Origin of the sequence: Streptomyces stelliscabiei, assembly GCF_014873495.1 — a bacterium.
Classification (GTDB): domain Bacteria; phylum Actinomycetota; class Actinomycetes; order Streptomycetales; family Streptomycetaceae; genus Streptomyces; species Streptomyces bottropensis.
The window spans coordinates 2,910,391-2,923,837 of the sequence record NZ_JADBGF010000001.1; the positions used below are offsets into that span (position 1 = coordinate 2,910,391).

Here is a 13,447-nt window from a genome sequence, read left to right on the forward strand (position 1 = left end):
CCAGCCAAAGACCTCGGCGGCCACACAGCGTGACGTCCGGGCTGGGGCCCAGGTCACCAGCGGGGAAAGGGGTCAGCAAGAGGTACGGGAATTCGCCCGTTCGGGCGGCCCCGTGTCCTGATCTTGAACAAAAACAGGGCCGACCGTCACGTTCTGTGACGATCGGCCCTGATCGGGCGGGAGGGCGTCAGGCGACGCGGACACCGAACTGGAAGGAACCGATGGTGCTCATCGACTCGTAGCGGACGACCTTGCCCGGGTACGGGGCGTGGATGACCATGCCGTTGCCCGCGTAGAGGCCGACGTGGCCGAGGTTGTTGAAGAAGACCAGGTCGCCCGGCATGAGCTGGTCGCGGCCGATCTTCGTGCCGTCGTTCTGCTGCGTGTACGTGGTCCGGGTGATCGATACACCGGCCTGGGCGTAGGCCCACTGGGTCAGCCCGGAGCAGTCGTAGGAGTTCGGGCCGCTGCCGCCGGAGACGTAGGGCTTGCCTAGCTGGGTGTCGGCGGCGGCGAGGGCCGCGGCGCCCCAGCTGGAGGCGGGCGCCTCGTCGCCGAGCTCGACGCGCTCCCCGGCGTCGCGGCTGGCGCGGGTCTCCTGCTCGTCCAGATCGGCCTTCTCCTCGGCCGTCAGGGAGTTGAGGAGCTTCTGCGCGGCGGCCAGCTTGCTCTGGACTTCCTTCTTCTTCTTGGCCAGGGTCTCGCGGGTGTCCGCGAGGTCCTCCAGCTTCTCCGTGGCCTCCTGGCGCTGCTGCGCGAGCGTGCGCTGCTTGTCCTGGATCTTCTTCAGCGCCTCGACCTGCTGGCTGGTCAGCTGGTCGAGCGTGGCGGCCTTGTCCAGGTAGTCGTCCGGGTCGGCGGAGAGGAAGAGCTGGATCGAGGAGTCGATGCCGCCCGAGCGGTACTGGGCGCTGGCCGCCAGGCCTATGCCCTCACGCAGCTCGTTGAGCTCCTCCTGACCCTTGGCGACGTTGTCCTGGATCGTGGAGATCTCTTTTTCGAGCTTCTCCTGCTTCTCCTCGGCCCCGTTGAGCTTGTCGGTGGCCCGCCCGGCGTCCTCGTAGAGCTTGTGGACCTTGGTCTTGACCTCGTCCTTGCTCGGCTTCTCCGCGGGCGCGGCGTTGGCGGCCTGCGCACTCAGGGCCACGGCAGCGGCGGCGGCGGTGGTGAGCACGGTCACGCGCGCACGGCTCGGCTGCTTGAGTCGACGGTGGGACGCCACGGTAGGTGAACTCCTTCATGTGAGCGACCGGCCGGCGGGGACTCCGGCGACGATCACCCGTTCAGAGGTTTGAGCCCAGACCCTAGTGACCCAACGGTGATCACTTCAAATCCCCCACAGGAAAAATCCCGTCCCAGGGCGCACAATTTACACTCAACGCACATGCGGTAATGCTCGGTTGACGCTACGTCGCGCAACGTTTCGGTCAATTCGGGCATAGAGCCTGTTTGTTGCTGTTGGGACGGACGGTGCCGAACGCTCAGGTAAGCCGCTTGAGGAGCACCGCGGACGCCACCGGGCGGGCACCCGCCTTCGCGATCCCGTCGGCGACCTCCCGGTCGGTGGAGGCGACGATGACCGGCCGGCCGGGCGGCTCGGCACGCACCAGCTGGCGGATCAACTCGTCGGCGGTGACGCCCGGCTTGGAGAACAGCACCCGCACCCCGCGCGGCGGCGCGAGCAGCACCGGCGCGGCCAGCTCGGCCCCGTCGAAGACGCAGGTGACCTCGGCGCCGGTCTGCGCGGCGAGCTGGGAGAGCTGTCCGAGGAGTCTGAGGCGCTGCTTCTCCAGCGGCATCTGGGGATAGCCGGTCTTGGTCACGTTGTAGCCGTCGACGACGAGATGCGCCTGCGGCAGCGCCAGCAACTGGTTCAGGATCGCCGGGTCGTTCTCCGACAGCGCGCGGGCGGCGATGTCCTTCGGGGTCATCCGCCCCGGCTCGACCGCGTCGACGGTCTCGGCGGGCCGTACGGAGACCGGCGGCAGCGCCAGCTCGCGGCGCAGCCCCTGGGCGGCCTCCAGCACGGTGTCCAGCAGCAGCCGTACCCGCATGTCCTCGACGCTGCGGCCCTCGCGGGCGGCCCGCCGGGCGGCCTCCAGGGCGGTCTCCGCCTCGCCGAGCCGGGCCTTGAGCCGCCGGCTCTCGCTCTCGGCGGCGGACACCTGGGCGTGGCCCTCGGCGCGTACGGTCTCCATCTCGGCGTGCAGCTTGCGCAGGGCGGCCTCGCCCCGCTTGACGTCGCTGAGGGCGGCCCGGAGCTTGCGGTGCATCGAGTCGGCCTCCTTCTTGGCCGCCTCCAGCTCCGTGCGCAACCGCTCCGTCTCGGACTTCGTGTGACCGCGGGCCTCGGCGAGCTGCTCGCGCAGCCGCTCCAGCTCGGCACGGCTCTCCTCGTCGGCCCGCTCGGCGTCCGCCCGCAGGGCCTCCTCGCCGGCGGCGGCGACCAGCTTGACCCAGCCCGTGGGGCGCAGCACGTAGGCCGCGGCCGCCACGTCCAGCGGGTCCGCGGCCGGCGGCGGCGTGCCCGTGTCGAGGGCGCCGGACAGCTCCGGGTGGGTCTCCCGGAACCGCTCCCCGATCCGCTGCCTGAACAGCGTGTCGCTCTCCACGGCGGCCGCCATGGCGTTCCCGGCGAACTTCACCCGGCGGGTCGGGGTGAACCGGGCGTACTGCCTGAGCTGTGCGGGCAGTTCGGCGACCGTCAGGCCGCCGAAACCGTCCGAGACGATCTGCACGACCCGTTTGCGCACGCCTTCGGGCAGCGGGCGGTCGAGCACCTCGGCGGCGCCGTCGCCCGGCCCCCCGCCTGCGGTCTCCACCATCCGTCACCCCACTGTCCGTGCGGGACCGGCTCCCTCAGGAGTCGGCGCCCGGCCTGTCCACGAGTTCCACCTGGTCCACTGCGTTGCACCAGCGGCAGCGCACCGACTCGATGGTCTCACTGACCACCTCGCGCTCCTCGACCTTGGGCTGCCCGGCGAGGTCGAGGTGCACGTACTCGACGACCTTCGACGAGCGGGTCACGTCGAACCGCGTGAGATTGCCACAGAGCGTGCAGCGCCAGCGGGTCGTGTCCGTCGGCAGGGGAACCGTCATCGTGGCTGCTCTTCCTTCTTCCAGTCTCCGTGAAGCGCCGACGTCCCGGTGCTTGTGGCTCGTAACCCTACGGCCTGACCGGTACCGGACGCCCGTTCGCCCACGGCGGCGGCGCCGATCGGCTCCGACGGCGCGGGCGATCCGCGGGGGCGGCGAGGCGGTCTGTGCGAGTGGGTCCCGTTACGTCATGCTCTGCGCATGATCGGCAAGTGGATCGCCCCGGCCGCCCGGGCCGTACGGAACGAGTCGGCGCCCGTCACCTACGGGCTGATCGCCGCCTGCTGTGCGATTTTCCTGATCGGACCGGCTGCGGGCCTCAACCCCGCGTACGGCACCGGGGACGATCTGCTCGCCGCGCAGCGCGCGTACTTCCACCGCTGGGGCGTCGTCCCCGTCGAACTCTTCGACGGCACCCCGCGCGCGGCACTGACCCCCCTCACCGCGCTCTTCGTCCACGGCAGCTGGCTGCACCTGCTCGGCAACATGCTCTTCCTCTTCGTCTTCGGCGCGATGGCCGAGGAACGCATGGGCCGGGTGGCGTTCGCCCTGTTCTACGTGAGCTGCGGCTACCTCGCGCTGGTGGCGTACGCGGCGGCGCACTCCGGGTCGCCGCAGTCCCTGGTCGGCGCCTCCGGGGCGATCTCCGCGGTCCTCGGCGCGTTCCTGTACCTGTTCCCGCGGGCGCGGGTGACGAGCCTCCTGCCCTTCCTCTTCTTCCTCCCGCTGCGTTTCCCGGCATGGGTGACCCTGCCGTTCTGGGTGAGTCTGCAGTGGCTGGCGGCGGGGCGGCAGACCGCGGGGCCGGGCGTCGCCTATCTGGCGCACCTGGTCGGGTTCGGACTGGGGTTCGTCGTCGCGTGGGGGCGTTTCGGGCGTGGGGCTAGAGTGAAACCGCCAGCGGACGCGTCAGGACACGTCCCTGCTCCGGCCCCCGAGGGAGAGAAACAGCCGTGATCACCGCGATCGTGCTCATCAAGACCAGCGTGGACCGGATCCCGGAGATCGCGGAGTCGATCGCCGCGATCGACTCGGTGACCGAGGTGTTCTCCGTGACCGGCACGTACGACCTGGTCGCCATGGTCCGGGTGAAGGAGCACGAGGACCTCGCGGACGTGATCCCCGGCCGTATCAGCAAGATCCCGGGCGTCCTCGGCACGGACACCCACGTCGCCTTCCGCGCCTACTCCCAGCACGACCTGGAGGCGGCCTTCGCCATCGGGCTGGACGGCTAGCGGCCTCTCGCGCGGTCGGACGCGCCGGCGGTGGCGGTCAGACCGCCGGGACGCAACGGCCGTCCTCCGTGCGGTAGTTCCACCGCGCGCCGTCCCGTACCAGTTCCTTGACCGCTCCCAGGAACCGCTCCACGTGCTCGTCGGGAGTGCCCGCGCCGAAGCTCACCCGGATCGCGTTGAGGGAGCGCTCGCCGGGCGCCGCCTCGGGCGCGCCGCACTCGCCCTGGTTCTGCGGGTCGCTGCCGAGGAGGGTGCGGACGAGGGGGTGGGCGCAGAAGAGGCCGTCGCGTACGCCGATGCCGTACTCGGCGGAGAGGGCGGCCGCGAAGTGGGAGCTGTTCCAGCCCTCGACGACGAAGGAGAGGACGCCGACGCGCGGTGCGTCGTCCCCGAAGAGGGAGAGGGTCCGCACCTCGGGCACCTCGGCGAGCCCGGCCCGTACGGCGTCGATCAGATACCGCTCCCGGGCGACCAGCGTGTCGAACCCGGCCTCGGTGAGGGCCTTGCAGGCGGAGGCGATGGAGTAGACGCCGATGACGTTGGGCGAGCCGGCCTCGTGGCGGGCGGCGCTCTCGTGCCACTCGACGTCCACGCCGCCGTCCGTCCGCCGGGTCACCTTGCGGCTGGCGCCGCCGCCCGCGAGATACGGGTCGGCCGCACGCAGCCAGTCGGCGCGCCCGGCGAGCACGCCGGACCCGAACGGCGCGTACAGCTTGTGCCCCGAGAAGGCGACCCAGTCCACGTCCAGCTCCTGCACGGAGACGGGGTGGTGGGGCGCCAGCTGGGCGGCGTCGAGCACGATCCGCGCGCCGTGCGCGTGCGCGGCGGCGGCCAGTTCGCGCACCGGCCAGATCTCCCCGGTGACGTTCGAGGCACCGGTGACGCACACCAGAGCCGGCCCGTACGGGTCGCGTGCCGCGAGGGCCGTCTCCAGGGCGGCGACGGCCTGCTCCGGCGTCCGGGGCGCGTCCAGGTACGTCACCCGCGCGTCCCGCCAGGGCAGCAGCGAGGCGTGGTGCTCGGTCTCGAAGACGAAGACCTGGCAGTCGGTGGGCAGGGCCTCGGCCAGGAGGTTCAGGGAGTCCGTCGTCGAGCGGGTGAAGATCAGCTGGTCGTCGGCCCGGCAGTCGAGGAAATCGGCGACGGTCTTCCGGGCGTTCTCGAAGAGGTCCGTCGACAGCTGGGAGAGGTACCCGGCGCCCCGGTGCACGCTCCCGTAGTACGGCGCGTACGCCGCCACGTCGTCCCAGACGCGCTGCAGGGCCGGGGCGCTGGCGGCGTAGTCGAGGGCGGCGTAGGTGACCTCGCCACCGGTGACGAGCGGGACGGTGACATCCCGTCCCAGAACGGGCAGCGGGGCACAAACGGACTGGTCGGCGGCAAGGGTGGAGACAGACATGGCGAACTCCCGTGAGGGGCATGCCGAAGCGAGGCATGCGGAGGAAAGAGAGAGAAGGGTGCGCGGAGGCGGGGCTCGGCGGCCCTATCGCATTCGCTTGCTCACGGAAGAACTCCCTCGAAGCCGCGCTTGCCGTAGACCTCGCTGCCTACGGCCCGGTCTTCACCCGGGGCACCCCGCCACGGAAGGAGGGTTGCCGGACAGCCAGCCGGGGCTATGGGCTGTCACTCATGACCTGAATCAGAACGTACGCGAGGTGATCGTCGCGCCGCAACTCGTGTCCGGATGGCGGATAGGGCCTGAGGGGTCGGGGGCGCGGGTTTCGCCGGCGGGTGCGGGTCCTGTGGGGCTTCTCGCGCAGTTCCCCGCACTCCTGAAAAGCAGGGGCTGCGCCCCGTGCGTTTCCCCCCGCCCCACCGGACCCGCGCCCGAAGGGCTACCGGTTGGTGGCCGCGACCCACCGTTCGAGAGCCTGCCGCGCCGCGCCGGAGTCGATCGACTCCGCGGCCCGTTCCATCCCACCGCGCAGCTGCTCCGCCAGCGAGGCCGACGTCGGCTCCAACGCCACCAACGCAGCCGCCGAGTTCAGCAGCACCGCATCCCGCACCGGCCCCGTCTCGCCGCCGAGCAACCGCCGCGCGACATCCGCGTTGTACGACGCGTCGGCCCCCCGCAGCGCCTCCACGGGCACCAGCTCCAGCCCCACGTCGCGCGGGTCGAAGGCCTCATCGGTGACCTTGCCGTCCCGGACGACCCACACCCGTGACGTCGCCGTCGTCGTCAGTTCGTCGAGACCGTCGTCGCCCCGGAAGACCAGCGAGGAGTTGCCGCGCCCGGCGAAGACGCCCGCCATGATGGGGGCCATCCGGGGGTCTGCGACACCGACGGCCTGGGCGCGCACCTTCGCGGGGTTGGCCAGCGGGCCGAGCGCGTTGAAGACCGTCCGGATGCCCAACTGGCCCCGCGCGGCGGCCACATGACGCAGCGCCGGATGGAACTTCACCGCGAAGCAGAAGGTGATCCCGGCCTCGTCGGCGACCTCGGCCACCCGCTTCGGCGTCAGCTCCAGATTGACGCCCAGCTTCTCCAGCACGTCGGACGCGCCGGACGCCGACGACGCGGCCCGGTTGCCGTGCTTGACGACCTTCGCGCCCGTGCCGGCGACGACGATCGACGACATCGTGGAGATGTTGACCGTCTTGGCGCCGTCCCCGCCCGTGCCGACGATGTCGACCGTCTCCCCGGCCACCTCGATCACGTTGGCGTGCTCGTAGAGCGCGTCGACGAGACCGGTGATCTCGTCGACGGTCTCCCCCTTGGCCCGCAGCGCCACCACGAACCCGGCGATCTGCGCGTCCGTCGCCTCGCCGCGCATGATCTGGTCCATCGCCCAGAAGGTGGCACCGGCGTCCTGGTCGTGCCCGGACAGCAGCGCGTTCAGTACCGCCGGCCAGGAACGGCCCGCCGCGGTGTCGCCTCCAGCGGGGGTCACAGCGCTCATAGCCGCTCCTGGGTGTCGTCACCGTGGGCAGGAAGGGGCCGCACGGATCGTGAAATCACTGATGCGCCCACCCTATCCAGGTCGGAGCACGGCGAAGGGCCCCCGTCCGAAGATCGGACGGGGGCCCTTCGACCGTGGTGTGGCGAAGCGGGACGATCAGTGGTGGCCGTGGCCGCTCGTGATCTCCTTGTACTCCTCGACGGTGGGCTTGGCGATCTGGCTGTCCTCGCCGTAGTAGCCCTTGCTCAGCTTGGCCCGGAGCTTCGACAGGCGCGTGATCTTGCGGGCGACACCGTTCTCGTCGACCGCGGCACCGATCTCGGCCGGCGCGTACTGCTCGTGCGCCGTGAGCGTGTGCAGCTGCTCCTGGCTGAGCGGCTCGTGGACCTCGATGAACTCACCGTGCGGCAGACGCTTGATGATGCCGGTCTCCCGACCGTGCAGCACCTTGTCCTTGTCCCGGCGCTGCAGGCCGAGGCAGATGCGCTTGGTGACGACGAAGGCGATCACCGGGGCCACGAAGAACGCGATCCGGACGAACCAGGTGATCGAGTTGATCGACAGGTGGAAGTGGGTCGCCCAGAGGTCGTTTCCACCACCGATCAGCAGGACCATGTACCAGGTGATCCACGCGACACCGAAGGCCGTACGGGTCGGGACGTTGCGCGGGCGGTCCAGGATGTGGTGCTCGCGCTTGTCGCCGGTGACCCAGGACTCGATGAACGGGTAGACCGCGATCGCGACGAGGACCAGCGGGAAGATCACCAGCGGGATGAACACGCCCAGGACGAGCGTGTGGCCCCAGAAGTTGATCTCCCAGCCCGGCATGACACGGATCAGGCCCTCGGAGAAGCCCATGTACCAGTCGGGCTGGGCGCCGGTGGACACCTGGTCCGGCCGGTAGGGGCCCATGGTCCAGATCGGGTTGATCGTGGCGATCGCCGAGATGACCGCGATGACGCCGAAGACCAGGAAGAAGAAGCCTCCGGCCTTCGCCATGTACACCGGGAGCAGCGGCATGCCGACGACGTTGTTGTTCGTCTTGCCGGGGCCCGCGAACTGCGTGTGCTTGTGGTAGAAGACCAGGATCAGGTGCGCCACCAGCAGGCCGAGCATGATGCCCGGCAGCAGCAGGATGTGGACCGAGTAGAAGCGGGCCACGAAGTCGCCGCCCGGGAACTCTCCGCCGAAGAGGAAGAACGACAGGTACGTGCCGACGATCGGCACGGACAGGACCGCGCCCTCCATGAAGCGGACACCGGTGCCGGAGAGCAGGTCGTCCGGGAGCGAGTAACCGGTGAAACCGGTGAACATGCCGAGGACGAACAGCAGGAAGCCGAACAGCCAGTTGACCTCACGCGGCTTGCGGAACGCGCCCGTGAAGAACACGCGCATCATGTGCACGAACATGCCGGCGAGGAAGATCAGCGCCGCCCAGTGGTGGATCTGCCGGATCAGCAGACCACCGCGCACCTCGAACGAGATGTGCATGGTCGAGTTGAACGCCTCGGACATCAGCTGGCCCTGCAGCGGGACGTACGGGCCGTGGTACTCCACCTCGTTCATCGACGGGTGGAAGAACAACGTCAGGTACACACCCGTGAGGATGATGATGATGAAGCTGTACAGGCAGATCTCACCCAGCATGAACGACCAGTGGTCGGGGAAGATCTTGCGCATGTTGGACTTGGCCAGGGAGTAGATCCCGAGCCGGCCGTCGGCCCAGTCGGCGACGCGCTCGCCGGCCGGTGCCTTCTCGCGCCTGTCGCGCGAACCGGTGGTGGTCGTAGTGCTCATCCGCGCTCCCAGAAGGCAGGACCGACGGGCTCATCGAAGTCGCTGACCGCTTCGAGGTAGCCGTCTTCACCGACGGTGATCCTCAGCTGCGGAAGGGCGTGACCCGCGGGGCCGAAGATGACCCGTCCGCCGTCGGCGAGGTCGAAGGTGGACTGGTGGCAGGGGCAGAGCACGTGGTGCGTCTGCTGCTCGTACAGGGAGATCGGGCAGCCCACGTGGGTGCAGATCTTCGAGAACGCCACGATGCCCTCGTGGGACCACTCCAGCTCGCGCTTGTCCTTGATGTCGTCCGGCTGGATCCGGACGATCATCAGGGCGTCCTTGGCGATGTTCTTCTGGAAGTCGTGGTCGTGCTCGCTCAGGCCGTCCGGCATGGCGAAGGTCAGCGACCCCACCGCGACGTCGGAGGGACGCAGCGGCTCGTTGGTGTTCATGTTGAGGAGCTTCTTGCCCTTGGCCCAGGTGGTGTGCCGCAGCTTGGTGCCGGGCGCCGGACCGAGGCCGCCCAGCAGCATCACACCGGAGAGCGGGAACAGGGCCAGCGCGCCGAACATCGTGTTGCGGATCAGCTTGCGACGGCCGAGCGCGGACTCCTTGGCACCGTCCGCGAAGTCCGCCAGGACCTTGGCCTTGACCTCGGGCGCCGCCTCGATCGGGTGACGCTCGTCGGCGACCTCCACGTCCGACATCAGCGTGCGGGCCCAGTGGACCGCGCCCGCGCCGATGCAGAACAGCGAGACGCCCAGCGTCATGCCCAGCGCGAAGTTCAGCGCGCTGATGTGACCGATCGGCCAGACGTAGATCGACTTGTGTACGTCGATCACGAGGTACGAGGCGATGAAGGCGACGGTGGCCAGCATCGACACCGTGAACATCAGGGCGACCGTCCGCTCGGACCGCTTCGCGGCCCGCTCGTCGATGTCCTGGACCCGGTGCTCGTGGGGCGGGAGGCCGGGGTCCGAGAAGGGGTGCTTCTCGTCCGCGACCTGCACCGCGCCGTGCGCGTCCTGCTCGATGGGCAGGTTCTCTTCTGGAATCTCTTGGCTACTCATGACTTCTTGGCCTTTGCGGTCCGAGCGGCGACCCAGACGGCGACGGCGATCAGCAGGCCGAGCCCGAACACCCAGCCGAAGAGGCCTTCGCTGACCGGGCCGAGTCCGCCGAGGCTGAGGCCACCGGGCTCCACGGTTTCGTCGCCGTTGACCGCGTCGAGGTACGCGATGATGTCCTTCTTGTTTTCTTCCGTCAGCGTGGTGTCGGGGAAGGACGGCATGTTCTGCGGGCCCGTCTGCATGGCCTCGTAGATGTGCTTCGGGGAGACACCCTCAAGGTCCGGCGCGTACTTGCCCTCGGACAGCGCACCACCCTTGCCGGTGAAGTTGTGGCACTGCGTGCAGTTGGTGCGGAACAGTTCGCCGCCCTCGGCGATGTCCGCGCCCTCGGGGTCGTACGCGCTCTCGGTCGGGATCTCCGGACCGGCGCCCAGCGACGAGATGTACGCCGCGAGCTGGTCGATCTCGGCCTGCGAGTACACGACCGGCTTCTTCGGGATCTGCGCGCCCGGCTGCTGGGCCGGCATACGGCCGGTGCCGACCTGGAAGTCGACTGCCGCCGCGCCCACACCCACCAGGGAAGGACCGTCGGTGGTGCCCTCACCACCGTTGCCGTGGCAGCTGGCGCACCCGACCGAGTAGAGCTTCTTGCCCTCCTCGATGGTCAGGGTCTGGGCGGTTTCGTCGGCCTGCGCCTTGTCCGCGGGGGCGAAGGCGGTGTACAGCCCCGCGCAGGCCGCCAACGCGATGAATAGGACGACGACCGCCGCCAGCGGATGGCGTCGTCGTGCGGAGAGCTTTTTCACGGATTACCCCGGTGTCAGGATCTTCTGCGTCGGTGCTTCTGGAAGGGTCGTTCTCGGTTCGAGGCAGGCGTTCGGTCCGCCCGGCCCGGCCGCCCGGTCTACTTGATCATGTAGATCGTGGCGAAGAGGCCGATCCAGACGACATCGACGAAGTGCCAGTAGTAGGACACGACGATGGCCGCGGTGGCCTGCTCGTGGGTGAACCTCTTGGCCGCGTAGGTGCGTCCGAGGACCAGCAGGAAGGCGATGAGACCGCCCGTCACGTGCAGGCCGTGGAAGCCGGTGGTCAGGTAGAACACCGAGCCGTACGGGTCGGACGAGAGCGACAGGCCCTCGTGCTTGACCAGCTCGGTGTACTCGAAGACCTGACCGCCGATGAAGATCGCACCCATCACGAACGTGACGATGAACCACATCCGGAGCTTCTTCACGTCCCCGCGCTCGGCGGCGAACACACCGAGCTGGCAGGTGAGGGAGGAGAGCACCAGGATCGTGGTGTTCGTCGCCGAGAACGGGAAGTTCAGAGTGCTGGCCTTCTCGTGCCAGAACTCCGGACCGGTCACCGATCGCAGGGTGAAGTACATCGCGAAGAGGGCCGCGAAGAACATCAACTCGGAACTCAACCAGATGATGGTTCCGACGCTGGTGAGGTTCGGCCGGTTGACCGACGGGTGCGCGTGCCCGGTTTCTACTGTCGTTGCTGTCGCCACGACCGACATTATGTCGGTCGCTTATCCCGCCCTCACTCCGGGGGGTGCCGTTCGGAGTGTTGCTCCCTTCCGTACCGGTGCTGACGTGGTGTTCGAGGGAGTAGCATCCGCGCATCGGGCCCTGTCCGTCTTGTTGTCCGTACGACGTCCGACCACTGCGTAACGGAGGAACAATGCAGCCGACCGCCACGGTGCTGGTCTACAGCGACGACTCGGGCACCCGGGAGCAGGTGCGGCTGGCCACCGGCCGGCGACCGGCTGCCGACGTGCCGCAGGTCGAGTTCTTGGAGTGCGCCACCCCGGCCGCCGTCATCAAGGAGCTGGACAAGGGCGGGATCGACGTCGTCGTCCTGGACGGCGAGGCCGTGCCCATGGGGGGCATGGGCGTGTGCCGGCAGATCAAGGACGAGATCTTCGAGTGCCCGCCCGCGCTGGTGCTGATCGCGCGGCCGCAGGACGCGTGGCTGGCGACCTGGAGCCGGGCCGACGCGGCGGTGACGCTGCCGGTGGAGCCGGTGGAGTTCGCCTCGGCACTGGCGTCGCTGCTGCGCCGGAAGCAGGCGCTGAGCGCCTAGCCCGCCCCGCGGGCCCGCCCCTACACCGACTCCGGTCTCAGGCGGGCCTGCACCTGGGCGGAGGGCGTTTCCGCGGTGCCGCCGACCAGGGCGCTGCCCTCGCGCCAGTTCTTCCAGTCGAGGTTCCAGTCGCCGTAGCCGTTGCCGAAGGGGGCCATGGTGTCGCCGGCCGAGTTGACGACCTCGACGATGTCGCCCTCGTTGATGGTGTCGTAGAACCACTCGGCGTTGCCCATGCTCATGCCGGTGCAGCCGTGGCTGACGTTGGCGTATCCCTGGGAGCCGGTCGACCAGGGGGCCGCGTGGACGTACTCGCCGCTGTCGGTGACCCTGACGGAGTGGTGCACGGTCAGGTCGTAGAAGTCGGACGCGCCTATGCTGGCGCTGGTCATGCGAACGGTACCTTCCTTGGCCAGGACGACCTTGACGCCGTTGCGGGTGTCGTAGCCGGGCCTGCCGGTGGTCACCGGTATCTCCTTGATGACCTGGTCGTTCTTGTAGACCGTCATCTGGTGCGAGGAGGCGTCGGTGACGGCGACTATCTTGGCGCCGGTCGTCAGCTCGATGGGCTCGGCCTTCCCGCCCCAGAGCCGGTCGCCGACCTTGAGGCCCTCCAGGTTGCTGTGCACCCGGATGGTGGCCTCGGCGGGCCAGAACTCCTTCGGGCGGTAGTGGAGCTTCTTGTCGTCCACCCAGTGCCAGGCGCCCTCGGCGGCGGGGGTGGAGTCCACCTTCAGCGCGCGTTCGACGACGGCCCTGGCGGCCTTGTCCTTGACCGGGCGGCTCAGCTCTGCGGTGACGGGCTGACCGACGCCGTACCGGCCCTCCTTCGGCCCGAAGGTGACGTTCAGGCGCTTCTTGGTGAGGGGGCGGCCGGTGTCGAAGGCGAGGGTCTCGCGGCCGGGGGCGCCGTCCTCGTCCTCGGTGCTCACCCGGACCGTGTAGCGGGCGTTGGCGGCCAGCGGTGAGGTGGAGTGCCAGCGGCCTCCGTCCTCGGAGAGTTCGCCCGCCACATAGCGTCCTGCGGCGTCCACGGCGGTGACGTCGGTGATGCGGCCGTCGTCCTCGGCGGTGACCTCCAGCGGCTTGTCGGGGTCGGCCTTCTCGCCCTCCCCGGTCGGCGTGTTGAAGGAGACCTGGTCGGCGGCGTCGTACGGCTTGCCCGAGAGCGGGTGGCCACCGGAACCGCAGGCGGTGACGCCCGCTCCCAGGGAGACCACCAACAGGATGCAGCCGGCGACCGTGCGGTTACGGGGTGATGTGCTCATGAGTTCAC

Annotated in this window: 13 protein-coding genes and 1 riboswitch; of the genes, 3 read left to right on the forward strand and 10 right to left on the reverse strand. The window is 69.4% G+C overall.

Going from position 1 to position 13,447, the window contains the following annotated elements; translation table 11 throughout:
• Positions 1-187: 187 nt before the first annotated feature.
• The 3 genes from H4687_RS12775 to H4687_RS12785 form a co-directional block, all read right to left on the reverse strand.
• The gene (locus tag H4687_RS12775) at positions 188-1,222 is read right to left on the reverse strand and encodes a C40 family peptidase (RefSeq protein ID WP_046914522.1); all 1,035 of its coding nucleotides are present in this window, start codon (positions 1,220-1,222) and stop codon (positions 188-190) included.
• A 259-nt stretch (positions 1,223-1,481) separates the two neighbouring features.
• Complete coding sequence (locus H4687_RS12780; RefSeq protein ID WP_046914521.1) at positions 1,482-2,825, reverse strand: NYN domain-containing protein; 1,344 nt, start codon at positions 2,823-2,825, stop codon at positions 1,482-1,484.
• Positions 2,826-2,859: 34 nt separating this feature from the next.
• On the reverse strand, positions 2,860-3,099 hold the full coding sequence (locus H4687_RS12785) for a hypothetical protein (protein ID WP_005478302.1): 240 nt from the start codon (positions 3,097-3,099) through the stop codon (positions 2,860-2,862).
• Positions 3,100-3,297: 198 nt separating this feature from the next.
• On the opposite strand from H4687_RS12785, the gene H4687_RS12790 reads away from it, so the two are divergent.
• Both H4687_RS12790 and H4687_RS12795 read left to right on the forward strand, forming a co-directional pair.
• On the forward strand, positions 3,298-4,053 hold the full coding sequence (locus H4687_RS12790) for a rhomboid family intramembrane serine protease (protein ID WP_046914520.1): 756 nt from the start codon (positions 3,298-3,300) through the stop codon (positions 4,051-4,053).
• Positions 4,050-4,331, forward strand: a complete 282-nt coding sequence (locus H4687_RS12795; protein WP_005478309.1) for an Lrp/AsnC family transcriptional regulator — start codon at positions 4,050-4,052, stop codon at positions 4,329-4,331. The genes H4687_RS12790 and H4687_RS12795 overlap by 4 nt, the downstream gene beginning before the upstream one ends.
• Positions 4,332-4,368: 37 nt before the next feature.
• Here H4687_RS12795 and H4687_RS12800 read toward each other — a convergent pair whose 3' ends face one another.
• The 6 genes from H4687_RS12800 to ctaE all read right to left on the reverse strand — a co-directional run bounded on the left by H4687_RS12800 (position 4,369) and on the right by ctaE (position 11,605).
• Positions 4,369-5,730, reverse strand: a complete 1,362-nt coding sequence (locus tag H4687_RS12800) for an aminotransferase class V-fold PLP-dependent enzyme (RefSeq protein WP_046914519.1) — start codon at positions 5,728-5,730, stop codon at positions 4,369-4,371.
• Positions 5,731-5,850: 120 nt separating this feature from the next.
• Positions 5,851-5,966: riboswitch (SAM riboswitch) on the reverse strand.
• 200 nt (positions 5,967-6,166) lie between these two features.
• Positions 6,167-7,231: an anthranilate phosphoribosyltransferase gene (trpD, locus tag H4687_RS12805; protein ID WP_046914518.1), complete on the reverse strand. Its 1,065-nt coding sequence runs from the start codon at positions 7,229-7,231 to the stop codon at positions 6,167-6,169.
• Positions 7,232-7,387: 156 nt separating this feature from the next.
• On the reverse strand, positions 7,388-9,028 hold the full coding sequence (gene qcrB, locus H4687_RS12810) for a cytochrome bc1 complex cytochrome b subunit (protein WP_046914517.1): 1,641 nt from the start codon (positions 9,026-9,028) through the stop codon (positions 7,388-7,390).
• Positions 9,025-10,080: a cytochrome bc1 complex Rieske iron-sulfur subunit gene (gene qcrA, locus H4687_RS12815; protein WP_046914516.1), complete on the reverse strand. Its 1,056-nt coding sequence runs from the start codon at positions 10,078-10,080 to the stop codon at positions 9,025-9,027. The genes qcrB and qcrA overlap by 4 nt, the downstream gene beginning before the upstream one ends.
• Positions 10,077-10,886 (reverse strand): cytochrome bc1 complex diheme cytochrome c subunit, encoded by an 810-nt coding sequence (qcrC, locus tag H4687_RS12820; protein ID WP_046914515.1) that lies wholly within the window; start codon positions 10,884-10,886, stop codon positions 10,077-10,079. Before qcrC ends, qcrA begins: the two co-directional genes overlap by 4 nt.
• Positions 10,887-10,984: 98 nt before the next feature.
• Entirely contained in the window at positions 10,985-11,605 is a 621-nt protein-coding gene (gene ctaE, locus H4687_RS12825) for an aa3-type cytochrome oxidase subunit III (RefSeq protein WP_037727920.1), read from the reverse strand.
• Between the two features lie 164 nt (positions 11,606-11,769).
• On the opposite strand from ctaE, the gene H4687_RS12830 reads away from it, so the two are divergent.
• The gene (locus H4687_RS12830) at positions 11,770-12,171 is read left to right on the forward strand and encodes a response regulator (protein ID WP_046914514.1); all 402 of its coding nucleotides are present in this window, start codon (positions 11,770-11,772) and stop codon (positions 12,169-12,171) included.
• Positions 12,172-12,191: 20 nt separating this feature from the next.
• Here the strand turns inward: H4687_RS12830 and H4687_RS12835 are convergent, their stop codons facing one another.
• Positions 12,192-13,439: a L,D-transpeptidase gene (locus tag H4687_RS12835; protein ID WP_046914242.1), complete on the reverse strand. Its 1,248-nt coding sequence runs from the start codon at positions 13,437-13,439 to the stop codon at positions 12,192-12,194.
• Positions 13,440-13,447: the final 8 nt, after the last annotated feature.

Coding starts and splice junctions, on each gene's coding strand:
- qcrB (WP_046914517.1), bottom strand. CDS start 9,028: ATGAGCACTACGACCACCACCGGTTCGCGCGACAGGCGCGAGAAGGCA.
- H4687_RS12790 (WP_046914520.1), top strand. CDS start 3,298: ATGATCGGCAAGTGGATCGCCCCGGCCGCCCGGGCCGTACGGAACGAG.
- ctaE (WP_037727920.1), bottom strand. CDS start 11,605: ATGTCGGTCGTGGCGACAGCAACGACAGTAGAAACCGGGCACGCGCAC.
- H4687_RS12785 (WP_005478302.1), bottom strand. CDS start 3,099: ATGACGGTTCCCCTGCCGACGGACACGACCCGCTGGCGCTGCACGCTC.
- trpD (WP_046914518.1), bottom strand. CDS start 7,231: ATGAGCGCTGTGACCCCCGCTGGAGGCGACACCGCGGCGGGCCGTTCC.
- H4687_RS12780 (WP_046914521.1), bottom strand. CDS start 2,825: ATGGTGGAGACCGCAGGCGGGGGGCCGGGCGACGGCGCCGCCGAGGTG.
- H4687_RS12800 (WP_046914519.1), bottom strand. CDS start 5,730: ATGTCTGTCTCCACCCTTGCCGCCGACCAGTCCGTTTGTGCCCCGCTG.
- H4687_RS12835 (WP_046914242.1), bottom strand. CDS start 13,439: ATGAGCACATCACCCCGTAACCGCACGGTCGCCGGCTGCATCCTGTTG.
- H4687_RS12830 (WP_046914514.1), top strand. CDS start 11,770: ATGCAGCCGACCGCCACGGTGCTGGTCTACAGCGACGACTCGGGCACC.
- qcrA (WP_046914516.1), bottom strand. CDS start 10,080: ATGAGTAGCCAAGAGATTCCAGAAGAGAACCTGCCCATCGAGCAGGAC.